Source organism: Methylocapsa aurea, assembly GCF_000746085.1.
Classification (GTDB): Bacteria; Pseudomonadota; Alphaproteobacteria; order Rhizobiales; family Beijerinckiaceae; genus Methylocapsa; species Methylocapsa aurea.
This window is the reverse complement of the sequence record NZ_JQKO01000001.1, coordinates 55,232-77,594: the sequence shown is the minus strand read 5'-3', so window position 1 is coordinate 77,594 and position 22,363 is coordinate 55,232. Positions and strand designations below refer to the sequence as shown.

The 22,363-nt window shown below is 61.9% G+C and carries 21 protein-coding genes; 7 read left to right on the top strand and 14 right to left on the bottom strand.

Annotation, left to right across the window (positions count from 1 at the left end; translation table 11 throughout):
* Window positions 1–115: 115 nt before the first annotated feature.
* Window positions 116–1,483: a malonyl-CoA decarboxylase gene (locus tag DL86_RS00335; RefSeq protein WP_036257190.1), complete on the top strand. Its 1,368-nt coding sequence runs from the start codon at window positions 116–118 to the stop codon at window positions 1,481–1,483.
* Between the two features lie 62 nt (window positions 1,484–1,545).
* Here DL86_RS00335 and DL86_RS00330 read toward each other — a convergent pair whose 3' ends face one another.
* Window positions 1,546–1,734: a YqaE/Pmp3 family membrane protein gene (locus tag DL86_RS00330; RefSeq protein WP_036257189.1), complete on the bottom strand. Its 189-nt coding sequence runs from the start codon at window positions 1,732–1,734 to the stop codon at window positions 1,546–1,548.
* A gap of 312 nt (window positions 1,735–2,046) precedes the next feature.
* Between DL86_RS00330 and bioB the strand changes: the two genes are divergently transcribed.
* Together bioB and DL86_RS00320 are read left to right on the top strand one after the other, a co-directional pair.
* Complete coding sequence (bioB, locus tag DL86_RS00325; protein ID WP_036257880.1) at window positions 2,047–3,039, top strand: biotin synthase BioB; 993 nt, start codon at window positions 2,047–2,049, stop codon at window positions 3,037–3,039.
* 68 nt (window positions 3,040–3,107) lie between these two features.
* On the top strand, window positions 3,108–4,292 hold the full coding sequence (locus DL86_RS00320; protein WP_036257187.1) for a PQQ-dependent sugar dehydrogenase: 1,185 nt from the start codon (window positions 3,108–3,110) through the stop codon (window positions 4,290–4,292).
* Window positions 4,293–4,463: 171 nt separating this feature from the next.
* On the opposite strand, the gene trpB is transcribed toward DL86_RS00320, so the two are convergent.
* The 8 genes from trpB to DL86_RS00280 form a co-directional block, all read right to left on the bottom strand.
* Window positions 4,464–5,705 carry a tryptophan synthase subunit beta gene (gene trpB / locus DL86_RS00315; protein WP_036257185.1) on the bottom strand — a complete coding sequence of 414 codons (1,242 nt, stop codon included), beginning with the start codon at window positions 5,703–5,705 and terminating at the stop codon, window positions 4,464–4,466.
* Window positions 5,706–5,886: 181 nt separating this feature from the next.
* On the bottom strand, window positions 5,887–6,600 hold the full coding sequence (locus tag DL86_RS00310; protein WP_036257184.1) for a phosphoribosylanthranilate isomerase: 714 nt from the start codon (window positions 6,598–6,600) through the stop codon (window positions 5,887–5,889).
* Between the two features lie 136 nt (window positions 6,601–6,736).
* Window positions 6,737–7,057 (bottom strand): lipopolysaccharide assembly protein LapA domain-containing protein, encoded by a 321-nt coding sequence (locus tag DL86_RS00305; RefSeq protein ID WP_036257183.1) that lies wholly within the window; start codon window positions 7,055–7,057, stop codon window positions 6,737–6,739.
* Window positions 7,058–7,174: 117 nt separating this feature from the next.
* Complete coding sequence (locus tag DL86_RS00300) at window positions 7,175–7,465, bottom strand: integration host factor subunit beta (protein WP_036257182.1); 291 nt, start codon at window positions 7,463–7,465, stop codon at window positions 7,175–7,177.
* A 60-nt stretch (window positions 7,466–7,525) separates the two neighbouring features.
* Complete coding sequence (gene sppA / locus DL86_RS00295) at window positions 7,526–8,500, bottom strand: signal peptide peptidase SppA (RefSeq protein ID WP_036257181.1); 975 nt, start codon at window positions 8,498–8,500, stop codon at window positions 7,526–7,528.
* 195 nt (window positions 8,501–8,695) lie between these two features.
* Entirely contained in the window at window positions 8,696–9,418 is a 723-nt protein-coding gene (locus DL86_RS00290; protein WP_280948963.1) for a phosphatidylserine decarboxylase, read from the bottom strand.
* 62 nt (window positions 9,419–9,480) lie between these two features.
* Complete coding sequence (locus DL86_RS00285; RefSeq protein ID WP_051952519.1) at window positions 9,481–11,466, bottom strand: ABCB family ABC transporter ATP-binding protein/permease; 1,986 nt, start codon at window positions 11,464–11,466, stop codon at window positions 9,481–9,483.
* A gap of 177 nt (window positions 11,467–11,643) precedes the next feature.
* Window positions 11,644–12,666 carry a LysM peptidoglycan-binding domain-containing protein gene (locus tag DL86_RS00280; RefSeq protein WP_051952446.1) on the bottom strand — a complete coding sequence of 341 codons (1,023 nt, stop codon included), beginning with the start codon at window positions 12,664–12,666 and terminating at the stop codon, window positions 11,644–11,646.
* 164 nt (window positions 12,667–12,830) lie between these two features.
* Between DL86_RS00280 and DL86_RS00275 the strand changes: the two genes are divergently transcribed.
* Entirely contained in the window at window positions 12,831–13,466 is a 636-nt protein-coding gene (locus tag DL86_RS00275; RefSeq protein WP_051952445.1) for an LOG family protein, read from the top strand.
* 77 nt (window positions 13,467–13,543) lie between these two features.
* Window positions 13,544–14,569, top strand: a complete 1,026-nt coding sequence (locus tag DL86_RS00270) for a TonB family protein (protein WP_162180377.1) — start codon at window positions 13,544–13,546, stop codon at window positions 14,567–14,569.
* Window positions 14,570–14,608: 39 nt separating this feature from the next.
* On the opposite strand, the gene cimA is transcribed toward DL86_RS00270, so the two are convergent.
* The 3 genes from cimA to cysS are packed head-to-tail and all read right to left on the bottom strand — an operon-like array spanning window position 14,609 to window position 18,155.
* Complete coding sequence (gene cimA, locus DL86_RS00265; RefSeq protein WP_036257180.1) at window positions 14,609–16,204, bottom strand: citramalate synthase; 1,596 nt, start codon at window positions 16,202–16,204, stop codon at window positions 14,609–14,611.
* Window positions 16,201–16,716 carry a GNAT family N-acetyltransferase gene (locus DL86_RS00260; RefSeq protein ID WP_036257179.1) on the bottom strand — a complete coding sequence of 172 codons (516 nt, stop codon included), beginning with the start codon at window positions 16,714–16,716 and terminating at the stop codon, window positions 16,201–16,203. Before DL86_RS00260 ends, cimA begins: the two co-directional genes overlap by 4 nt.
* On the bottom strand, window positions 16,713–18,155 hold the full coding sequence (gene cysS / locus DL86_RS00255; protein ID WP_036257178.1) for a cysteine--tRNA ligase: 1,443 nt from the start codon (window positions 18,153–18,155) through the stop codon (window positions 16,713–16,715). Before cysS ends, DL86_RS00260 begins: the two co-directional genes overlap by 4 nt.
* A 274-nt stretch (window positions 18,156–18,429) precedes the next feature.
* Between cysS and DL86_RS18490 the strand changes: the two genes are divergently transcribed.
* The gene (locus tag DL86_RS18490) at window positions 18,430–18,768 is read left to right on the top strand and encodes a hypothetical protein (RefSeq protein WP_156964405.1); all 339 of its coding nucleotides are present in this window, start codon (window positions 18,430–18,432) and stop codon (window positions 18,766–18,768) included.
* 22 nt (window positions 18,769–18,790) lie between these two features.
* Here the strand turns inward: DL86_RS18490 and DL86_RS00245 are convergent, their stop codons facing one another.
* The gene (locus DL86_RS00245; RefSeq protein ID WP_245276179.1) at window positions 18,791–19,270 is read right to left on the bottom strand and encodes a CreA family protein; all 480 of its coding nucleotides are present in this window, start codon (window positions 19,268–19,270) and stop codon (window positions 18,791–18,793) included.
* A gap of 399 nt (window positions 19,271–19,669) precedes the next feature.
* Here DL86_RS00245 and DL86_RS00240 point away from each other — a divergent pair, with 399 nt between their 5' ends.
* On the top strand, window positions 19,670–20,917 hold the full coding sequence (locus tag DL86_RS00240; protein ID WP_084572589.1) for a DUF2865 domain-containing protein: 1,248 nt from the start codon (window positions 19,670–19,672) through the stop codon (window positions 20,915–20,917).
* Here the strand turns inward: DL86_RS00240 and gltX are convergent.
* Entirely contained in the window at window positions 20,880–22,253 is a 1,374-nt protein-coding gene (gene gltX / locus DL86_RS00235) for a glutamate--tRNA ligase (protein WP_036257175.1), read from the bottom strand. The two genes, DL86_RS00240 and gltX, sit on opposite strands and share 38 nt — an antisense overlap.
* Between the last annotated feature and the right edge of the window lie 110 nt (window positions 22,254–22,363).

Genomic DNA, 22,363 nt, shown 5'->3' with positions numbered 1-22,363 from the left:
AATCATCCGGCTCTAAGTGCGATAATGGCCGCAAGAGAAACCAACCGGCGATTTAAGAATTATAGAGGGGAGATAAGGTAAAGCCCAGGGAGCGGACAGACCAAAAGGATCGACGATGAACAGCGCCGGATTTTTTGACGTTCTTACTTCGTTTACCGACCGGAGCCGCCAACTACTCGGCCGCCGCGACCTTGCCCTGGATCAGGCGGAAGCCGCCGCTGGAGTGGTTCAACTTTGCGAGGCGCTCCTCTCGGGACGCGGCGAGGCCTCCGGCATGGCCATAGCGAGCGAAGTGTTGAACCGCTACCTCCGCCTCGACGAGACCGGGCGTCTGATGCTTTTCGAGGCCTTCGCCGAAAAATTCGGACCCGATCGCGAAAAGCTCAGCGACGCCGCCAAGGCATGGCTGGACGCGCCCTCCGATGCCGACGCCAGCGATCTCCATTATTTCTCCGAGGCGCGGCGACAGGAATTGTTCCGTCGGCTCAACCGCGCGCCGGGCGGCACGCATGCCCTTGTGCGGATGCGCGCCGATCTCCTAGAGCTCGCGCCCAACCGCCGGGATCTTGCGCCGCTCGATCGCGATCTCGTTCATCTCCTCACCTCCTGGTTTAATCGAGGCTTTCTGGTCCTGCGGCGCATCGACTGGTCCTCGCCCGCCATCGTCCTTGAAAAAATCATCCATTACGAAGCCGTTCACGAAATTCGCGATTGGGACGATCTGCGCCGCCGCATCGATCCGATGGACCGGCGTTGCTACGGCTTTTTTCATCCCGCCCTCAGCGACGAACCGCTGGTTTTCGTCGAAGTCGCCCTGACCCAGGCGATGCCGGACGCGATTGGCCCCCTGCTCGCGGAAGACCGGGCGCCCGTCGCCCTCGAGCAGGCGCGCACGGCGGTTTTCTATTCGATCTCCAATTGTCAGCGTGGCCTCGCCGGGATCAGCTTCGGCAATTTTCTGATCAAGCAGGTCGCCGAGGATCTGCGCCGCGAATTGCCCAAGCTCGAGACTTTCGTCACGCTCTCGCCGGCGCCGGGCTTGGCGCGATGGCTAAGGCGCGGCGAGGACGTCTCCGTCCCCGAGGAAAGCCGCGCCCTTCTCGACAGTCTCGATGACGAATTCTGGCCGCAGGACGCCCCTGCGGCGGAGCGTTTGCGCCGCGTCATCGAGCCCTTGGCCGCGCAATATTTTCTGAAGGCCAAGCGCGCCGATGGAAAGCCGATCGATTCGGTCGCCCGGTTTCACTTGCGCAATGGCGCCCGGCTCGAGCGGATCAACTGGCTTGGCGACCGCTCGATCAAGGGACTGCGTGAAAGCGCCGGCCTCATGGTCAATTACCTCTATTACCTTGATGAGATCGAAAAGAACCACGAAGCCTTCGCCAATCATGGCGAGGTCGTCGCTTCCCCCGCCGTCAAGAAACTCCTGAAACCCGAGACCAGGTCGCGCTTCGCGCGCGCGGCGCCGGCCTCTTCCGGCTAAACGTCCTTACCCCGCGGCAGAAGTCCCAGCGACGCGCAAGGCCGCGGCGCTGGGACTTCCTATCAGCGCTGCATCGCCTTCCTGATCTTCTCGTCCGTCTTATATTGGCTCAGGGCGTAGACCGACCATAGCGCCGCCGGAATCCAGCCGATCAGCGTAAGTTGAAGGATGAGGCGTATGATTCCTGCGAAGGGTCTGCCGATCGTGAAGAATTGCAGCCAGGGCAGAAAAATCGCAAGCAGCAGGCGCATGAGGATCCCCTATTCCCAGTCGGCGCGACCGGCTTCCGGCAAGATGGTCATGCCAAGGCCTTGCGCAAGGCTTTTCTGATCGAGCTTCCGAGTCGAGGCTCCTTTCGCAAAATCGGCGCGGCGCTTATTCTCCGCGCGGCTAAGGCGCGAGCGCCAATGCAAAGGCCGGCCACAGGCCCCAGAGGTTTGCAAAAATATGAGCCAAGGTTCATTTACGCCTTATTCCGTCGCTCCGGTCGGCCGAAGCGAGAATTCGGACGCGGATCTATGACCCGCGTCTGGTCTCCCGAACCCGCGAAAGCTAATAAAAGCATGACAAAACACGAAGCCGACCGTCCTGTCCGGCATGATTGGACGCTCAGCGAGATCATCGCGATCCACGATTCTCCGCTGCTCGATCTGATCGCGCGGGCGAACCGCGTCCATCGCGAATTTCAAGATGTGAACGACGTCCAAAAGGCGAGCCTTCTTAGCATCAAGACCGGCGGCTGCCCGGAGGATTGCGGCTATTGCCCACAATCGGCGCATCATGGCGAAGTCCATCTCGACAAGATCGAGATGATGCCGAGCCAAGCCGTGCTCGATATCGCCGCCCGCGCGAAGGCCGCTGGAGCCGACCGCTTTTGCATGGGCGCGGCTTGGCGGAATGTGCGCGACGGCGCGCAATTCGATGCAGTGCTCGAGATGGTCCGCGGCGTCCGAGCGCTCGGGATGGAGGCCTGCGTCACGCTTGGCATGTTGAACGAGAGCCAGGCCGCGCGGCTGAAGCAGGCGGGGCTCACCGCCTATAATCACAACCTCGACACAGGCCCGGAATTCTACAAGAATATCGTCACGACGCGGACCTATGAGGACAGGCTCGCGACCTTGCAGGCGGTGCGCGGCGCGGGACTCGAAATGTGCTGCGGCGGCATCATTGGCATGGGCGAAAGCGTCGCCGACCGCGCCGCGATGTTGCAGGTGCTGGCCGGCTTCGATCCGCATCCCGAAAGCGTGCCGGTCAATGCGCTGGTTCCGGTCGCGGGCACGCCGCTCGGACAAAGCGAGCGGATTGATCCGCTCGATTTCGTGCGGATGATCGCGACGACGCGCATCGTTTTGCCCAAGGCGCGGGTGCGGCTCTCAGCAGGGAGATCGGACTTGAATCGCGAGGCGCAAATTCTATGCATGGTCGCTGGCGCCAATTCGATCTTTTATGGCGAGGCCTTGCTGACCACCCAAAATGTTGCCGAGAATGAGGATGACGCCTTGTTCGCCGCGCTGAAAGCGCCAGCGCGCGCGGCAAAGCCGGTCCGCGTCGAATGAGCGCGAATAGACTTGGCCCGACCCTGCCCCCGCAACGCAAGAAATTCACGAGAATATGTGTTCTCGGCATGGCTTTTGCTTGGAGCGCCGCTGCAGCGACATTGGCGCAAGACGCTCAGGAAAGCCCCAAGGTTCAAGAGGGCAAGGCGCAAGAGATCGAGCGACACCTCGCCAAGATCAAGCTGCCGCCCGGCTTCTCAATCCGGCTTTACGCGCTGGTTCCGGGCGCCCGCGCCATGGCGGTCGGACCGAGCGGCCGTTCGGTTTTTGTCGGAACGAGGGGAACGAAAGCCTATGTAGTGACGGAGGGCCTTGGCGCAAGCGGCGCCCCGGAGGTGACGGAATTTGCCGCCGCAATCGGCATGAAGATGCCGCATGGCCTGTGCTTTTCGAAGGATGGCGCGCTATTCGTCGCCGAACAGAATCGGGTCCTGTCTTTCGACAACGCTGAAACCACCTATCGAAATCCCTCCCTCAAAGCCACGACCGTCGTCGCGCAAGGGCAGCTGATCCCGCCGGAGGACGAAAGCGAAAACCACAGCCGGCGGGTCTGCCGCATCGGCCCCGATAACAAACTTTATATTTCCCTTGGCCAACCCTTCAACGTGCCGCCAACGGAGCGGATGGAGCGGTTCGACGCATGGGGGATCGGCGGCATCATCCGAATGAATCAGGACGGCTCGGTGCGCGAAATCTTTGCGCGCGGCATCCGCAATTCTGTCGGCATGGATTTCAATCCGAAAGATCAGACCTTGTGGTTCACCGACAATCAGGTTGATCGGCTGGGCGACGAGATTCCTCCCGGTGAATTGAACCGCGCGGTCAAGGCCGGGCTCAATTTCGGCTTTCCTTGGTATGGCGGCGGCCACATCCGAACCAATGAGTATAAGGATCAGACGCCGCCACAAGGCGTCGTGTTTCCGCAGATCGAGATGGCCGCCCATGCCGCCGATCTCGGCATGATCTTTTACACAGGCGCCCAATTTCCGCAGAAATTCAAAGGCGGGATCTTTTCCGCCCAGCACGGCTCGTGGAACCGAACCGCTCCGGTTGGCGCCCGGGTAATGTTCACATCGCTGAAGGCCGACGGAACCGCCGACAGGACCGAACCCTTCGCCGAAGGCTGGCTCCAATCGGATGGTTCCTATTGGGGCCGCCCCGTCGATGTGGCGCCATTGCCCGACGGCTCGCTGCTCGTTTCCGACGATTACAATGGAGCGCTGTATAGGATCGCCTACACGCCATCGAGATGATTGAGGGCAGGTCTCTAAAGCTTTGGAGCATGTTTCAGAAGGCGCCCCTTATCCTGATGCGCCACAAAGCGGCGTCTCGAAGGATGAAGGCCTGCGCGTTTTAGACCCCCTCCTTCGAGACGGCCTCCGGCCTCCTCGGGACGGGGGGCGTTTTGAAAACGCGTTTGCGCGCTACATCCCGCCCAAATGATCCGCGACGGTGAAAATATCCTTGTCGCCCCGGCCGGAAATATTCACCACCAGCAAATGATCGCGCGGTTTTTGCGGCGCGATGTCGGCGACCTTGGCCAGCGCATGCGCGGGCTCTAGCGCCGGAATGATCCCTTCCAGTTTGGCGCAGAGCTGAAACGCGGCGAGCGCCTCCGCATCGGTCGCGGAGAGATAGGTCACCCGGCCGGTTTCCTTTAGCCACGCATGTTCCGGGCCGATGCCCGGATAGTCGAGCCCGGCCGAGATCGAGTGGCCCTCTTCGATCTGCCCGTCGGCGTCCATCAGCAGATAGGTGCGGTTGCCATGCAAGACGCCGGGCCGCCCGCCGGCGAGCGAGGCGGCGTGTTTTTTATCGAGGCCGAAGCCGGCGGCCTCGACGCCATAAATTTCAACTTCAGGATCATCGAGGAAAGGATGAAACAGGCCGATCGCATTGGAGCCGCCGCCGATGCAAGCGAACAGCGAATCCGGCGCCCGTCCCTCGGCGGCGAGCATCTGCTGCCGGGTTTCCTCGCCAATGATGCATTGGAAGTCTCGGACCATCGCCGGATAGGGATGCGGGCCCGCCGCCGTCCCGATGCAATAGAACGTGTCGGCGACATTGGTGACCCAATCACGCAATGCTTCGTTCATCGCGTCCTTCAGCGTCTTGGCGCCGGACTCCACCGGCACGACCTTGGCGCCGAGCATATTCATCCGAAACACATTGGGCTTTTGCCGCTCGACATCCACCGAGCCCATATAGACGATGCATTCGAGCCCGAATCGCGCGCAGGCGGTCGCTGTGGCGACGCCATGCTGGCCAGCCCCGGTCTCGGCGATGATCCTTGTCTTGCCCATGCGGCGGGCGAGGAGAATCTGGCCAAGCACATTGTTGATCTTATGTGCGCCGGTGTGATTCAATTCCTCGCGCTTGAAATAGATTTTCGCTCCGCCCTCCGATCCCGACGCGGCCGCCGCCTTGCGGCAATGTTCGGTCAACCGCTCCGCGTAATAGAGCGGGCTCGGCCGCCCGACATAATGGGTCAAGAGGCCATCGAGTTCAGCCTTGAAGGCGGGATCCTGCTTGGCGGCGTCATAGTGTTTTTCGAGATCGAGGATCAGGGGCATCAAGGTTTCGGCGACGAACCTCCCACCGAAGAGGCCGAAATGGCCGCGCTCGTCGGGTCCGCTGCGAAATGAATTGGGTCTTTGGGCGAACACCGCGTCTGCCTTTCCGCGAGAGCATGATCTTAAAAGTTGCAGATAATCCCGCTCTAAGGCGCTTCCCGATCAGATGGAATCATCTAATTTTGATCGAAAAAGTCGATCAACTTTTTCAAAACGGGACCTAGAGCGCTTCCGCGCTTGCCCGAAGCCGCATGCTTCAGGAAGCACCGTTGTTTTAGACGCTCCGGCGCCTCGAACCAAGCGTTTCATCGCCCGCGCGGCCCTGTCGACCCAAGCTGGCGGCGGCCGAATGCGACATCGCCCGAACCTGCGCGATGAAAGCCGCGATCTTGTCCGGATCCTTCACGCCCAAACCGCTTTCGACGCCGGACGAGACATCGACCCCATGCGCGTGGGTCAGCGCAAGCGCACTCGCCACGTTTCCAGCGTCAAGCCCGCCGGCGAGCAGCCAGGGCTTTTTGGTCTCGATCGCATCGAGCAAGGTCCAGTCGAAACCCGCTCCATTGCCGCCGGGACGAGCCGCGTCTGGTTTCGGCGCAGCGTCGAACAACAGCATATCGGCGACCGCGTCGAAAAGCCGAACCTGCTCAGGATCGGCCATAGCGCCAACGCCGATCGCCTTCATGACCGGCAGGCCAAAGCGCGCCCGGATCGAGGCGATGCGCTCCGGGCTCTCGCCGCCATGCAATTGAAGCAGTTCGGGGTCGAGCGCGGCTATGGCGGCCGCGAGCGAGGCGTCGTCGGCGTTGACGGTCAACAACACCTTGGTCGCCCGCTGGCCAACCCGCGCGCCAAGGGCGCCCGCCTGATCCAGCGAGACATGCCTTGGGCTTTTGTCAAAAAAGACGAAGCCCACCATGTCCGCGCCGCAGGCGAGCGCCGCGTCCAGGCCGTCCTTCGTCGAAAGGCCGCAAATTTTTACGATCATGTTCGTAAGCTGCCTTACCGGCTTTGTATGGGGCGATAAAATAGTAGAGGCCGCGGCTGCGCCGCTTCTGCCGCCGCGCACCCGCGATTGTCTTGACCCTTAAACGCAATCGGCCACGGCGCCAGCCATCGCGCCGTCAAAATTTCCGCTTCTCGGCGCTCGGCGGCGAGCGCCGCGCGACCTCCGCGGTCAGACGTCTGACCTCCGCTCGCGCGCGCCGCGCGGCCTGGCGGTATTTGCCCTGCTCGAGCCAGGTCGCAAATCCCCCGATGACGACGCCAAGCATCACGCTCAGGAAAAAGACGAGAAAGAACGGCGCGGTGATTTCGAGGCCAGTTTTTTCGCCATGTGCGAAAGGATCAAAGGAGACGGTGACCAATTGGCGATTGGCGAGCGCGACCGCAAGACCGGCGAGCACAAGCGGAACCAGAAAAAGCAGTTTCAAGAATCTTTTCATTCGCGCCCGCCGAAGAAATATGCGCCCGCCGCCGCGCGCTTCAAAGCTTGTAGAGCCAGGTCAATTCAGGCTCAAGCCCGCCGATGGGGCTGAACCGAGGCGATCGCGCGCAGGAAATCAGTTGTGGTAGCCTTCGTTCAGCCGCTCGCGCATTTCCTTGCCGGTTTTGAAAAAAGGCACCACTTTTTCATCCACCGCGACATGCGCGCCAGTGCGCGGATTGCGCCCGACCCTCGCCTCCCGGTGCTTCACGGAAAAAGCGCCGAAGCCGCGCAGCTCAACCCGGTCGCCCCGCGCCAGCGCGGCCGTGATCTGGTCGAGAATCGCGTTGACGATTTTTTCGACGTCACGCAGGTAAAGATGCGGATTGCGGTCAGCAATCCGTTGCACGAGCTCCGATTTGATCATTCGCCCCGCCCACGAAAGGAAGTCTCTGTCTCGAAAAGAAAAACTCGCGCCCCTCGAGCTTCAGTTTGCGCCGTCAACTTGCCAAATGGAGACAAGACCGTCAAGCATGCGCCCCTCCGCGATTCCGGCGCCGCGATCCAGCATGCGGCTTAATCCATCGAGCTGAAGGAACGCGGCGAGTTGCGCGGACAGGCTCAAGATCCCCAGCCGCTCCAGGGACCTGCGCTGTTTCCAGTCGCGCACCGGAAGATCCTTGGACACGGATTTTTCCCGTTCCAACCACTCGATCGCCTCGCGTTCGCCGCCGAGCCGATCGACGAGGCGCAGATCCAGGCCTTGCCGGCCGGTGAAGATCCGACCATCGGCGACCGCGCTCAGTTGTTCGTCATTCATCGCTCGGCGATCCTTCACCAGCGCCTTGAACCAGGTGAAGCTGTCGCCGACGATGGACGCTAGCGCGGCCCGCGCTTCGGGGCTCGCCGGCTCGTAGAAATTCGGCGCCGCCTTGAGGGGCGATGATTTGACGTCCTCGACCTTCACGCCGATCGTATCGAGCAACTTTGCAAAATTTGGATATTGGACCAGGACGCCGATCGAGCCGACCAGCGCATTGCCTTGCGCGACGATCTGTTCGGCCCCGAGCGCGGCGATGTAGCCGCCCGAGGCGGCCATGCCCCCAACAACGGCGACCGTCGGCTTCTTCGCGGCGAGACGGCGCAGCGCCTCGTAAAGCCGCTCCGCCCCGGATGTGGTGCCGCCCGGGCTCTCAATCGAGATCAGCACGCCCGCCGCCGCCGACCCTTCGAGTTCGCGGATCAATTTCAACGTGTCGCGATCGCCGGTGATGACGCCTTCAATGGCTAGGCGGGCGATATGGGGCGTCACGTTCAAAGGCGCATCCGCGCCCGAGATTCGAAGGCCTACGACGAGAACGCCGATGATCGCCGCCGCTGCGGCGGCTATGCGCCAGAATGACAATTGGCGCCGCAAGAGACGACGTTCGACGAGGTAATCGGCGAAGAAGGGCGCGGCCATCAGCAATCCAGACGTTCGAATTCCTTACCGCACCCGAATGACGTTGCGTCCGCTGGAAATTCCGGCCAAGGCCAACCCGCCCCGTCCTGGAATTGCTCGGGAGTTCGGTCTCCGGCCCGTTTCGGATTAAGCGATTGTTTCAAGGCTACCGGTTCGTCTTCGCGGAAGCAATAGGCCTACCGCGCGCCGCGGGGCTCATCCGGCCTTGAAATTGCGGCGCGCGGCCTCCGCCCGAAGGTCGGCGAGCACGGTTTCGCCCGCTACCGCCTTCGAGCCTGTTGTCACCAAGGGTCGCGCCGCTCCAGGCAGATAGACATCGACGCGCGAACCAAACCGGATCAGGCCAAAGCGCTCTCCAGCGCCCAGCGTTTCACCCTGGCGCACGAAGCAGACGATGCGCCGCGCGATCAACCCGGCGATCTGCACCACGCCGATCCGGCCGGCGGCAGACTCGATCACGAGTCCATTGCGTTCATTGTCCTCGCTGGCCTTGTCAAGATCGGCATTGACGAAAACGCCCGGCTTATAGGCGATCTTCGCGACGCGGCCGCTCACCGGCGCGCGGTTCACGTGACAGTCGAACACCGACATGAAAACCGCGATGCGCAGCATCGGCTCCGCGCCAAGGCCGAGTTCCGGCGGCGGAATGAAAAAACCGATCGAGCATATGACCCCGTCGGCGGGCGAGATCACCAGACTGTCGTCGACCGGCGTAAATCGGACCGGATCGCGGAAAAAATAGACGCACCAGGCGGTGGCGATGGCGCCGATCCAGCCGAGCGGGCTGAAAAACGATCCGAGAATAAGCGCCCCAAAGCCAAATGCGGCGATAAAAATATAGCCTTCCGGGTGGACCGGCGTGACCTGCCTGCGGATCGAATCGATAATCGACATGGAGCCATCCTGTTCTCGCGACATTCTTATCGCCTGGAGCGCGTCCTTAAAAGACTTGCTCCGTGGTTTTGTGGGGCGCCCCCGCCTCATACGCCTGAAACGACGTCCGCGTCCTTGTCCGGAAGGATTTCCTGCTCAAGCTCGCCGCGCGCCTCTTGCCTCGCGCCGTCTTGATCTGGCGACTCGATCATGATGCTGATCCGTCCGCCCTCCTCGAGCGCGGCGCGGCGCAAGGTTTCCTCGGCGCGCCTGATCTCGTGCTGGCGGCTCCACATCGCGGCATAGGCGCCGCCACGCGCCAGCAGCCCGTCATGCGAGCCGCGCTCGACGATCGCGCCTTTGTCGAGCACGAGGATCTCGTCGGCGTTGACGACGGTGGAGAGCCTATGCGCGATGACCAGAGTCGTGCGGCCTTTGGAGACCCGATCAAGCGCATCCTGAATCTCGCCTTCCGTGAAGGAATCCAGCGCCGAGGTCGCCTCATCGAGGATCAGAATGGGCGGCCCTTTCAAAATCGTCCTGGCGATCGCAATCCGCTGCTTTTCGCCGCCCGAAAGCTTCAGCCCGCGTTCGCCAACTTGCGCCCCATAGCCGCCCGGCGTCAGCTCGATGAATCGATCGATCTGCGCCAGACGCGCCGCTTCCCTTACCTCCGCTTCGCTCGCATCGAACCGGCCATAGCGAATATTATAATCGATCGAATCGTTGAAAAGCACAGTGTCCTGCGGGACGATGCCAATGGCTGCGCGCAGCGATGCTTGCGTCACCATGGCGATGTCCTGCCCGTCAATGCTGACGCGCCCTGAAGACGGCTCGTAGAATCGAAAGATCAGGCGCGAAATCGTCGACTTGCCCGCGCCCGAGGGACCGACGATCGCCACGGTCTTGCCCGGCGGAACGTCGAACGTCACATCCTTCAGGATCTGGCGGCGCGCGTCATAGTGAAACGAGACATTGTCGAAGCGGAGCGCGCCTTGCGTCACGGCGAGAGGTCTCGCGCCGGGCCGGTCCCCGACCTCGGGGCTCTGCTCCAGAATATCGAACATCATTTCGAGATCGATCATTGACTGCTTGAGCTCGCGATAGACGAGACCCATGAAGCCCAGCGGCTGATAGAGCTGGATCATCATGGCATTGACGAGAACGAAATCGCCGACCGTATTGGCGCCGCTTCTGATGCCGGCGATGGTCAGCGCCATCACGCCCGTCAAGCCCAATGTGAAAATGATCGCCTGTCCGCCGTTCAGAAAAGCCAGCGACGTATAGGTCTTGACGCTCATGCGCTCATAGCGCGCGACGGACTTGTCGTAGCGCTGCGTTTCGCGCGCCTCGGCGGTGAAATATTTCACAGTTTCGAAATTGAGCAGACTGTCGATCGCCTTGGCGTTGGCCTCGGAATCGCTGTCGTTCATCTTGCGGCGAATGGCGATCCGCCAATTCGTCGCGGCCGTGGTGAAGGCCATATAGGCGAAGATCATCGTCGCCACCAGGGCGGCGTAGCGCCAATCGAATTGGAACAGGAAGACCGTCAGGATCAAGGTGAATTCGACGATCGTCGGAACCGCGGTCAGCATCGTGGTCCGGACGATCGTCTCGATCGAATTGCGGCCGCGTTCGAGGATGCGGGTGAGGCCGCCGGTCTTGCGCTCCAGATGAAAGCGAAGCGAAAGCAGATGCAAGTGCGCGAAGACGTCGCGCGCAAGACGGCGCACGGCGTGCATCGCGACATCAGCGAAGATGGCGTCGCGGACCTGGGTGAAGAGCGCCATCGCAATCCGCAAGGCGCCATAAAGCAGGGTGAAGGCCAAAGGCGCGGCGATCACGCCAAAAGCTGGATGGCTCGAGGGATCGGTCAGGGCGTCGGTCGCCCATTTGAACGAATAGGGCACCGATATCGTGACCAATTTGGCCGCCAGCAGGAGAGCCAGGGAAATGAAGATCCGCAGCTTCAGGTCGCGGCGGTCGGCTGGCCAAAGATAGGGCCAGAGCCTGCGCGTCACGCCGCCGAACCGCGCTTTGACGGGCAACTTGGCGGCTTTCGACGCAATGTCGGGAACGACGGACTGTAACATCTGACTCATTTGTTGGCGCTGACGCGGGCTCAAGGCGCTAGCCGCCTCGCCCCCAGCAAGAGACGAGCCCGCGCAGGCTTGGTTGAGGTTCATATAGGGCGCAATGCAAGCCGACCAAAGCCGGCCGGCAGGTTCGCGGCCTTTTGGGAGGCAAGCTCGAACCGAGGGGCGCCGGCGTCAGCGGTCCTTCGGCAGGACCAAGACCTGACCTGGATAGATCTTGCGAGGATCGCGGATCTGCGCGGAATTGGCCGAATAGATCTGCGTGTAGCGAACGCCTTTGCCGAACATTTTCTGGCTGATCCGCCACAGGCTGTCGCCGCGCTGCACGGTGGCTGTCTCGACCGGCTCCGTTCCAATGCGAGAGCCAGAGACGTCGGCGCGGGCCGCCGGCGGCTGGGTCCGGGCCGGCGCCATGCTGGCTGGAACATCGAACGGAATTTCCGCGCGGGAGGCGACCGCCCCGACAAAGGAATCGATTTCATCGGCGCGCAGTGCGTAATGTCCGACGCCGAGGCTCTTGGCGAGCTTCACGGACCATCGGCCATCGGGCCCGGCAGTGACGGCCGCAAGGGAATTTTCATCCAGATAGAGCCGGATCAAGGCGCCTGGGTTTGCGATCCCGGAGGCGAAAAAGCCTCCATCCGGCTCGACCTCGACGGTCTTGAACGCAACGCGCGGCGCCGCGCGGACCTCCCCAGCTGCCGCAGTTGGATCGGCGAAAAGGATCGTCGCCTTTCCCGGCTCGGCGAGGGCGGCCATAACCTGACCCTTGCCTTTTTCCGGCACGGAGACCGTCACGCTCTGAACAGAGGTGCGCTTGTCTCCGGCGCGCAAGGTCAGGACATGGTCGCCGGGAGCCAAGGGCTTTGGCTGAAGCGCGAAAAGCCCGGCAGAATCGGCTGAAGCTTCCGCCAACGCCGCGCCGCCCGCCATCAAGGCGACCCGCGCGCCGGGAGAAGCGCGACCGGCGACAAGCGCCGCGCCGGAAGGCTCGACCCGAACAAAATCGAATAGCGGCCGCGCCGCGCGCAAAGAGACAGATTCGCCTGCTGCATCAAGGGGGGCGACCAAATCTTGCGCGCCGACCTGCCGCTCCGGTTTGGGCTTGAGCGGAAAGAGCGGCCAGACTCCGCTCCCGACAAGCGCCGCAAGCGCGAAACAAAAACCGAACGGAAGGGCAATGGCTTTGGAATGCATCGAGCCTCCATTCCGGACCAGCCGCCGCGCGGACCTCGTCGCGCTGGCGCAACAGGCCTCACGGCCAGCCCCAGGTTGCCCATCCCTAATAGCAAGGAAAACGATTCCGGGCCCCTGGAGAAACGCCCCTTGACCCTATAGGTGCGGCGGGCGACAAGCAGAATATGTCGTCGAAACAAATTGGCGTCGAGGCCAAGCCTCGCCTCGTCCGCACTGTTTGCGTCTTTTGCGGCTCCGCCCAAGGCGTGGACCCCGTCTATGAGGCGGCGGCGGCGAGCCTTGGCCGCGCCATGGCGAAAGCCAACGTCGGTCTTGTTTATGGCGGCGGCGGCAATGGCCTCATGGGCGCGATCGCCCGCTCCGTGCTCGCGGGCGGCGGCGAAGTCACCGGCATCATTCCCGATTTCTTGCTGCGCAAGGACAGTCTCCTGTCGGAAATCCACGAATGCGTCGTCGTGCCCGACATGCACACGCGCAAGCGCCTGATGTTCGAGCGCGCCGACGCTTTCGTCGCCCTGCCTGGCGGCATCGGCACCCTGGAGGAATTGGTCGAGCAATTGACCTGGGTGCAGCTCGAGCGTCACTCGAAACCGGTCGTGATCGCCGATATCGGCGGTTTCTGGCAGCCTTTGCTGCATTTGTTCGCGCATATGCGCGAACATCTTTTCATCCAATCTTCGTTTGAGGTGCGCTATCTTGTCGCCGAAAAGATCGAAGACATACTCCCGATGATCGAAACAGCCGCGGCGAGGGCCGAATTGCTCGGCGCCCGCAAGGAGACCGTTGATCCGCGCCTGTAAAGCGTATTTTCCTGATGACTGTGTCACAACGTCAGCGCAATTTGATCGCCATGGATGCTGATGCCCAGCCACTCGATATGATTTTAAAGGCAGATTCGGCGGAACGGCTGCTCGAACCGGCGAACCCGCCGGGGGCTGCGGCGTGGCGCCGATTCGCGATTCTGCTCGCCGCCTGTTTTCTGCTCCACGCCGGCTTGGTGGCGGTTCTCCTGTATGAGAATCGCCTAGAGGCCGACAAGCCGACGCAGGAACAGGAAATTCCGGTGGAAGTGGTCATGCTGCCGCCGCCGCCGGAAGAGAAACCCGCGCCCAAGCAAAAGCAGCTTCCGCCGCCGCCCGACCTCGTTACGCCGCCGATCGTCAAGCCGAAGCCGCCGCCGGAAAAAGTCGAGCTTGAGGACGTCGAAGTCGCGCATGACGCGCCGATGGCCGCCAATAGCGCGACGACCGCGAAGGGAACCCCCGACGCCGAGACGAAGGCTCCCCGCGCCGCGCCGCCGCCAAAGCTTGTCGCGCCAAAGCCGACTCCCAACAAGCCGGAGGAGGAAAAGGCCGAGGCTTCGGCGCAAGAGACGCCGCAAACGCCGGCCGCGCCCTCGGAGCCGCCAAAGCCCGCCGACGACAATCCCGACGCCGAACCGCTCGACAAGGCCAAACCGGCGCCGCCAACGAAACCGAAAGACAAGCCAGCGCCGCAGGATACTAAGAAGCCCGCGACCCAGGGCAAGAAGGCCACGGTGGCGCAGCAACTTGCCGCTCTATCTCCGGCCCCGAATTTTTCGCTTGGATCGACGGCCAAGTCCGCGCCGATCGCCGGCGGGACCGACAAAGCCAGCTATGAATCATTGCTGTTTGGCTTGATCAAACGGCAAATGCGATTTCCGCCGGGGCTTCGCGGCCGGCATCTGACAGGGGGCGGAATGGTCAGCCTTTACGTCGATGAAATGGGGCACTTGACCCATCAGGCGGTCTATCGCGCCAGCGGAGCGCCGGACCTCGACGCCGCATGGCTTGAAGCGGTTCGCCGCGCGGCGCCCTTCCCGCCGCCGCCACGAGGCCTGCCGCATGCTTTTCTGCTGGGATATCCCATCGCGGTGGAATAGAGCGCGACGCCAAAAAGGGCGCAGACTATTTGGGTTCTCTTACCGTGCGCCGGACTTGAACAGCTTGTAGTTGATGGCGTCGGTCAGCGCCTGGAACGAAGCATCGATGATATTGGCCGAGACGCCGACCGTCGACCAGCTTTCCCCGCTCGCGTCGCGAAACTCGATCAGGACCCGGGTCACCGCATCGGTGCCGCCCTGAAAAATGCGGACGCGATAGTCGACGAGTTCGAGATCCTCGATGAAGCGCTGATATTTGCCAAGATCCTTGCGCAGCGCAAGATCGAGCGCATTGACCGGGCCGTCGCCTTCGGCGGCCGAGATCAGAACCTCGCCATCGACGCGCACCTTGACGATGGCCTCCGAAACCGAAACGAGATCGCCTTGGGCGTTGTGGCGGCGCTCGACATCGACGCGAAAACGCTCGACCTCGAAATAATCCGGCGCCTGGCCAAGAATCCGCCGCGCCAGCAGTTCGAACGAGGCGTCGGCGCCCTCATAGGCATAGCCGAGCGATTCCTTCTGCTTGACTTCCTCGAGAAGGCGCAGGACCCGATGATCGTTCTTGTCGAGCGGCACGCCGATCCGTTCGAGTTCGGCGAGGATATTGGACTTTCCGGCCTGGTCGGAGACGAGAAGCCGGCGCTTGTTGCCAACGGATTCCGGCGCAACATGCTCATAGGTTTGCGGCGCCTTCATCACCGCCGAAGCATGAATGCCGGCCTTGGTGGCGAAGGCCGAGGCGCCGACATAAGGTGCGTGCCGGTTGGGCGCGCGATTGAGCAATTCATCGAGCGTATGGCTGACCTTGGTGAGCGTGGCGAGCCTTTCGATCGTCACGCCGATCTCGAAATTTTCCGCATAATCGCGCTTCAACAGAAGCGTCGGGATGAGCGATGTGAGATTGGCGTTGCCGCAGCGCTCGCCAAGGCCGTTCAGCGTGCCTTGAATATGCCTTGCGCCGGCGCGCACCGCCGCCAGCGAATTGGCGACCGCGTTCTCGGTGTCGTTGTGGGCGTGAATGCCAAGATGCGATCCCGGCACATGTTTCGCTGTCGCCGCGACGATGCGCTCGACCTCATGCGGCAGGGTTCCGCCATTGGTGTCGCAGAGCACGATCCAACGCGCCCCGGCGGCATGGGCGGCCTTGGCGCATTGGAGCGCATAATCCGGATTGGCTTTGAAACCGTCGAAGAAATGTTCGCAGTCGAGGATCGCCTCGCGCCCTTTGCCGCGCGCCGCCTCGATCGACTGGCTGACGCCATCGAGGTTTTCTTCCAAGGTGCAGCCCAGCGCGACCCTGACCTGATAGTCCCAAGTCTTGGCGACAAAGGTGATGGCGTCGGAATCGGCCGCAAGAAGCGCCGCAAGGCCTGGATCATTGGCGGCGGACCGGCCCGGCCTTTTGGTCATGCCGAAGGCGGAAAAACGGGCATGCTGGAGTCTTGGCTTGCTTGCGAAAAACGCCGTGTCGAGCGGATTGGCGCCCGGATAGCCGCCCTCGATATAATCGAGCCCAAGGCCATCGAGCAGCGCCGCGATGCAGCGCTTGTCGGCGAGCGAGAAATCGACGCCGGTGGTCTGCGCGCCATCGCGCAAGGTGGTGTCGAAAAGGGCGATTTTTTCGCGCGTCATGTGCGCCCGTCCTTTGTGGGTTTGGGCGATAGAACTTTTTTCATGCGCGTATTGCCGAGATATTCGCCGTCGATCTCGATGGCGTTGCGGCGCTCCGCGACAAACCCAAACTTTTCGAACAAGGGCTTTCCGGTGTCGCTGGCGTCGACTGCGAGCGCCGCAACGCCGCGCGCGGCGGCGAGCTTTTCGATCGCGTCGAGGAGAGCGCTCGCGACGCCAGTGCGGGCGACGGCGGGATGGACATAGAGCTGGTCGATCAGGCCTCCGTCCAGCAACACGATAAAGCCGACCGGACCGCCGCCGATCAGCGCGATGAGGGTCAGGCCTTTGGCGAGAGTCTGGCCGAACGCCTCCTCGTCATCCGCGCGAGACGCCCAGGCGCGGCGCTGCCCCTCATCATAGTCCTCAGCGCTCAACTCCTCGATGGCGGCGAAGCGGATCTCGGCGAGAAGCGGGATGTCGGCGGGCAGGAACGGCCGCAGCGTCGGCTTTGGGAAGGCGCTGGCGTTCATCGCTTGGGCTCCCAAGAGGTCGTGCCATCCTTATTGTCCTTGAGCGCGACCCCCATGGCTTCGAGTTCGTCGCGGATGCGGTCCGACTCGGCCCAATTTCTTGCGCCGCGCGCCGCATTTCGCGCTGCGATTAGACCGTCAACCTCCCGCTCGCTTCGCCCAATCGTTTGCAAATATTCACGTTGAAGCTTTACCGTATCGGGTACGCGGATCTCGTCAGCTGAACGGTTCAAAATCCGCCACATCTTGAAATGCTCCTCTTGAGGAAGCACCCCAAGCAATTCAAGCGATGCCTTCAATTGCTTGGCAGATTCCAAGTTTTTGGCACGCGTTCCTTTATGCAGCATGTGGATTGCAGCGAAAGCCGCCGGAGTATTCAGGTCATCCTGCAATGCCTCAAGAACAGGCTCTGGAACCTTCGCATCGCCATCCACACCGTCCGTGGCGAGAAACCATTCGACGCAGGTCGAATACGCCTCATCCAACGCCTTCACCGTAAAGTCGATCGGCTGGCGGTAATGCGTCTTCAGCATCGCAAGACGCAGCACTTCGCCCGGCCAGCTCCGCCCGCCAAATTTATTCGTGTGCAGCAGCTCGTGGATCGTCACGAAATTCCCAAGGCTCTTGGACATCTTCTCGCCTTCGACCTGAAGATGGCCATTGTGCATCCAGATATTGGCCATCACGTCATGGCCAAAGGCGCAGCAGGTCTGCGCGACTTCGTTCTCGTGATGCGGAAACACGAGGTCGATGCCGCCGCCGTGTATGTCGAAAGTCTCGCCGAGATGTTTCCAGCTCATCGCCGAGCATTCGATATGCCAGCCCGGCCGCCCCCGCCCCCACGGGCTCTCCCAGCCCGGCTCGCTCTCGCTTGAGGGCTTCCACAGCACGAAATCCATCGGACCGCGTTTGTAGGGCGCGACCTCGACCCGCGCGCCGGCGATCATATCGTCGAGCGGGCGCTTCGAAAGCTTGCCATAGTCCGGCATCGACGGCACGTCGAACAGGACGTGACCTTCCGCGACATAGGCATGGCCCTTGGCGATCAGCTTTTCGATGATCGCGATCATTTCGGCCATATGCTTTGTCGCGCGCGGCTCCACCGTCGGCGGCAAGCATCCGAGCGCGGCGGCGTCCTCGTGAAAAATCGCCGTCATCTCATCGGTCAGGACGCCGATGTCGACGCCGCGCTCGGCCGCGCGAGCGTTGATCTTATCGTCCACGTCGGTGATGTTGCGGACATATTTGACATGTTCCGCGCCATAAACATGCCGGAGCAGACGGAACAGAACGTCGAAGACGATCAGCATCCGTCCATTGCCGATATGAAGATGATCGTAGACCGTCGGGCCGCAGGCATAGAGCCGCACATTCGCGCGGTCGATCGGCTCGAAATCCTGCTTCTGGCGCGTCAAAGTATTGTAGAGCCGCAGCGACATATTTTCCCCTCGAGCCTGCGCTGGCCTTCGGTGTCGCGGTTGAACTCTTTTATGAGGACAAGACGGCTCCAGCCAGAGGCAAGGCTAGCCGATACATATGGTGATGGTCCGGCCTGCGCCGATCAAGCTTGTCATCTTTAAACTATGCGCGAGGAAGCCTTCACGCGTCAAGCGGAGCGGCTTGATCGCCGATTCATTCGCGCGAGTTAACGGAATTTTCAAGCGCTTTCGACACAATAAACCTCGCCGATTCCGCCAGATTTTCGAGATTGCCATGTCCATCGCCACTCCCGACCGCCGCAAAATGTTTCGCGCAGTGCTTTTCCTGATCAGCGGCGTCCTGGCGGTTTTCGCCCTGGGGATCTCGGCCAGGGCGGCCGGGACCCGGATCTTGATCATTCCTCCGGACGATGGCTATGGCTTTCAGGAATGCCTGGCGTCGAAATCAGCTTGCGGGCTCGTCGTGGCGGACGCTTGGTGCGAGGCGCATGGGCTCAAAGCCTCCAAGTCCTTCGGGCCGGCGGACGCCTCCGGGACCGCGATGGATGAGGAAAGGCCCGCCAATATCAAGCCGGGCTCCTTCCTCGTCGCCTGCGGCGACGCCGTGAACTGAGCAGCTTTCCAAAAAGCCGCGCTTATTTCACCCAATCAGCGCATTTTGGCGCATCGCTTCCGCCGCCCCAGGGCTGCAAAGGCACCGCCGAGGTCGAATTTTTCGGCGAGCCTTCGATCAGCTTGTCACTATAGACCATATAGATCAGAATATTGCGCTTGACGTCGCAGCCACGCACGATCTGCATTTTCTTGAAGAGAACCGCCCGCCGCTCGCGAAAGACAACGTCGCCCTGCTCGAATTTTTCCCTAAATTTGATCGGCCCATATTGACGGCAGGCGAGCGAAATATCGGATACCTGTTCGGCAACGCCAAAAGCTCCGGCAAGGCCGCCCTTTTCAGGAACCGTGAAATGGCAGGCGACGCCTTCAACCACCGGATCATCGATTCCATAGGTTGCGAGTTTGTCGTTTGGCGTCAAAAAATTGAAAACGGTCGACTTCCGGAAAATCAAGTCCGGATCCTCCGACCCGGCGACGCCGCGCTCGCAGGCCAGGATCATGGCCGCAAAGGCGGCGAGGCTCGAAATTAAAAGCCGATGCATAAGTGACGACATAAGCGTAGGCTCTCCGCAAGTTCAAGGCGCCAGAGCATTTTCGAGCGAAGTGGATACCGGTTCGCGTTAAGAAAATGCGACAAAACAAAGACCTAGAGCTGTTTTCTGATTCCGCCGAAACTGAAAGCGCTCTAGACCGCCCCCGATCGGATGAAATCATCCGATCCGAAAGGAATCGCTCGGTTTCAATGAATCTGAGCATGTTCTGATCGAACGAGGCGGTCATGTTTTTGAGAACATGCTTTGGCGGACCAATTTCGATGGCTCCCCGCTCGCATTCCATGGCGCGTACATACATCCAAATATGGTCATGATAATACCACCTTAGGATGGAAAATCGGCGAAATGACGCAAGCAGAGGCGACTTACCAGAGAGCAGCATCGCATCGGGCGCCCGGGAACGAAATGACCCGGATGGGCGCGCCGCCGTTCATCCGCCTACCCCGCAGATGCCTGGCCGCGAGCCTCTGGATCATGCTTTACGCGCTCGCGCTTTGCCCTCTGCCGGCCCTCGCGCAAGGGATCGACTGCGCCCGCATTCCCGCCCAGATCGCGGCGCTCGACAGCGCCGCGCCCGCCCGCCCAAACCATGACGCCGCCGCCCTGCGCCGCCAGCGCACGGAGCTCGATCGCGCGGTCAGCTACGCCCGCTCGCTTGGCTGTGACCGGCCGCAAATCCCTTTCTTCGGCAGCCCCGCCGCCGCGCAATGCCCAGGCCTCAATGCGCAAATTCAACAGATGCAAAATAATCTCGGCCAATTGCAGTCAGGCGGAAGCCAGTCCGATCGCGCCGCCGCCAAGGCGGATCTGATGGCGCGTTATAACGCCTATTGCCGGGGCGTCGTTCAGGCGGCGGTCCAACCGCGTCAGCGCGGCTTTTTCGACCAGCTTTTTGGCGGCGGCGATCTCTTTCCGCATTCAGCGCCTAACCAACCCTTCGAAGAGCAGCCTCGAATCGATGAAGAGGAGGCCGGCGCGCGCGGCGGCTCGCAGGCGGTCTGCGTGCGCTCCTGCGATGGCGGCTTTTTTCCGCTCAGCATTTCGGCGCGGCGCGCCGATTCGGACCATCTAAGCAATCTGTGCCAGGCGCTCTGCCCTAATGTCACAGTCAGCGTCTATACGCGATCGCCCAACCGGGAAATAAGCACCGCCGTCTCGCTCGATACCGGCGAAGCTTACGTTGATATGCCGAACGCGTCGAAATTTCAAAAAAGCTTCGATCCCGCCTGCACCTGCAAACCGCCCGGACAATCCTGGGTCGAAGCCCTCGCCGGGGCGGAGCGCCTGCTCGGCCAGGAACGCAAGGGCGATATTCTGGTGACGGACGAGAAAGCGGCGGAGCTGTCGGCCCCCAAAGCCGATTCCAAAAGGCGCTCAAAGGCGGGCGCCGAGCCCAATCCTATTTCCACCAATCCGGCCGGCAAGGAAAAAGCCGGCAAAGACTTGGCCGGCGGCGCGGCCTCGAACCCGCCGGTGCTCGGCGCAACCGCCAAGAATGCGGCCGGTCCGAATCATCTCCCCGGTGAAACCCAGGAAGTCATCGGTCCTGATGGGCTCAAGCGGCGCGTGCGGATAGTCGCGCCAACGCTTTGATCCGGCCAATCAGCGGCAGGAGCGCCGCCAGTTCAGGCCCGGTGTCGCGACCAGTCAGGGCAAGCCGCAAGGGATGGAACAGCGCCCTGCCCTTGCGCCCGGTCCGCTCCTTCAAGACCTTGGTCCAGGCGGTCCAGACCGTCTCGTCCCAAGGCTCCTCCGGCAGGGCCGCGCGGGCTGTCGCCAGGAAATCCGCGTCCAAGCCCGAGTCGGCGTCTTCGGCAATTGCAATCTCGCCTTCGACGATGCGCCACCAATCCACGACGTCAAGGAAGGCTTCAAGGTTGCCGCGGACGGCAAGCCAAAAAGGCTTGGCCTTGTAGCCTGCGATGTCATGAGCGGCGAGCCGCTCCCGCACCGATTCAAAACTCAAGCCATGCAGGGTGCGGGCCGAGAGCGCAGCAAGCTCGGCGGGATCAAAACGCGTCTGCGTGCGTGAAATCTGCTCGAGGTCGAGCGAAGCGACAAGTTCGTCAAGGCTGCCGATTGGATGCAGAGCTATGGAGGAGCCGATCAGCACGGCCGCCGCTGCAACCGCCAAAGGTTCGATTCCTTGATCGCGCAATCCGCCGATCGACAAAGAGCCAGAGCGCTTGGAAAGGCCTTCGCCGGTCGCCGAAGATAGAAGGTTATGATGGGCGAAGGCTGGGACCGCCGCGGCGCCGGATGGCGCCAGAGCCTCGAAAAGCTGATGCTGGACCGCCGTATTGGTGACGTGGTCCTCGCCGCGGATGATCAGGTTGATCTTCAGGTCGAGGTCGTCCGCGACCGAGGGCAAAGTATAGAGATATGAGCCGTCCTCGCGCAGCAGCACGGGGTCGGAGAGCGAGGCGCAATCGATGTGGCTCTCGCCGCGCACGAGATCATTCCAGCGGACGATTTTCTGGTCGAGTTTGAACCGCCAATGTGGCCGCCGGCCCTCGGCCTCGAGCCGCGCGCGCTCTTGCGCCGTAAGCTCAAGGGCGGCCCGGTCATAGACCGGAGGCAAGCCGCGCGCCTGCTGGCGCTTGCGCTTGCGGTCAAGCTCCTCGGCGCTTTCATAACAGGGATAGAGGCGCCCCCCCGCGCGCAGCCTTTCAGCGGCGGCATGGTAGAGCGGCAATCGCTGCGATTGCCGCAAGGTGACGGCGGGCGCGATGCCGAGCCAGGCGAGATCGACCTCGATCGCCTGGGCGAACTCCTCCCGCGATCTTTCCACATCAGTGTCATCGAACCGAAGAATGAATGTTCCATGATGCTTCTTTGCATAAAGGAAATTCAACAGCGCCGTCCGCGCGTTGCCGATGTGAATGGCGCCCGTCGGCGAAGGCGCGAAGCGAACGATGGGATGCGGCATCACTTTCCCTGACGATGGCGCCGCGCTTTGGGCTCTCTGACCCAAGCGCGACGAAGTTTGAAATAGAGCTTTTTCACCACCGCTCCAGGAAAGGCCAGCGCGGAGTTATA

Bases quoted from the DNA above. Each gene is read 5' to 3' on its own strand.
- DL86_RS00335 (WP_036257190.1), top strand. From the start codon at position 116: ATGAACAGCGCCGGATTTTTTGACGTTCTTACTTCGTTTACCGACCGG.
- DL86_RS00330 (WP_036257189.1), bottom strand. From the start codon at position 1,734: ATGCGCCTGCTGCTTGCGATTTTTCTGCCCTGGCTGCAATTCTTCACG.
- bioB (WP_036257880.1), top strand. From the start codon at position 2,047: ATGACAAAACACGAAGCCGACCGTCCTGTCCGGCATGATTGGACGCTC.
- DL86_RS00320 (WP_036257187.1), top strand. From the start codon at position 3,108: ATGGCTTTTGCTTGGAGCGCCGCTGCAGCGACATTGGCGCAAGACGCT.
- DL86_RS00310 (WP_036257184.1), bottom strand. From the start codon at position 6,600: ATGATCGTAAAAATTTGCGGCCTTTCGACGAAGGACGGCCTGGACGCG.
- DL86_RS00305 (WP_036257183.1), bottom strand. From the start codon at position 7,057: ATGAAAAGATTCTTGAAACTGCTTTTTCTGGTTCCGCTTGTGCTCGCC.
- DL86_RS00300 (WP_036257182.1), bottom strand. From the start codon at position 7,465: ATGATCAAATCGGAGCTCGTGCAACGGATTGCTGACCGCAATCCGCAT.
- sppA (WP_036257181.1), bottom strand. From the start codon at position 8,500: ATGGCCGCGCCCTTCTTCGCCGATTACCTCGTCGAACGTCGTCTCTTG.
- DL86_RS00290 (WP_280948963.1), bottom strand. From the start codon at position 9,418: ATGTCGCGAGAACAGGATGGCTCCATGTCGATTATCGATTCGATCCGC.
- DL86_RS00285 (WP_051952519.1), bottom strand. From the start codon at position 11,466: ATGTTACAGTCCGTCGTTCCCGACATTGCGTCGAAAGCCGCCAAGTTG.
- DL86_RS00280 (WP_051952446.1), bottom strand. From the start codon at position 12,666: ATGCATTCCAAAGCCATTGCCCTTCCGTTCGGTTTTTGTTTCGCGCTT.
- DL86_RS00275 (WP_051952445.1), top strand. From the start codon at position 12,831: ATGTCGTCGAAACAAATTGGCGTCGAGGCCAAGCCTCGCCTCGTCCGC.
- DL86_RS00270 (WP_162180377.1), top strand. From the start codon at position 13,544: ATGATTTTAAAGGCAGATTCGGCGGAACGGCTGCTCGAACCGGCGAAC.
- cimA (WP_036257180.1), bottom strand. From the start codon at position 16,204: ATGACGCGCGAAAAAATCGCCCTTTTCGACACCACCTTGCGCGATGGC.
- DL86_RS00260 (WP_036257179.1), bottom strand. From the start codon at position 16,716: ATGAACGCCAGCGCCTTCCCAAAGCCGACGCTGCGGCCGTTCCTGCCC.
- cysS (WP_036257178.1), bottom strand. From the start codon at position 18,155: ATGTCGCTGCGGCTCTACAATACTTTGACGCGCCAGAAGCAGGATTTC.
- DL86_RS18490 (WP_156964405.1), top strand. From the start codon at position 18,430: ATGTCCATCGCCACTCCCGACCGCCGCAAAATGTTTCGCGCAGTGCTT.
- DL86_RS00245 (WP_245276179.1), bottom strand. From the start codon at position 19,270: ATGATCCTGGCCTGCGAGCGCGGCGTCGCCGGGTCGGAGGATCCGGAC.
- DL86_RS00240 (WP_084572589.1), top strand. From the start codon at position 19,670: ATGACGCAAGCAGAGGCGACTTACCAGAGAGCAGCATCGCATCGGGCG.
- gltX (WP_036257175.1), bottom strand. From the start codon at position 22,253: ATGCCGCATCCCATCGTTCGCTTCGCGCCTTCGCCGACGGGCGCCATT.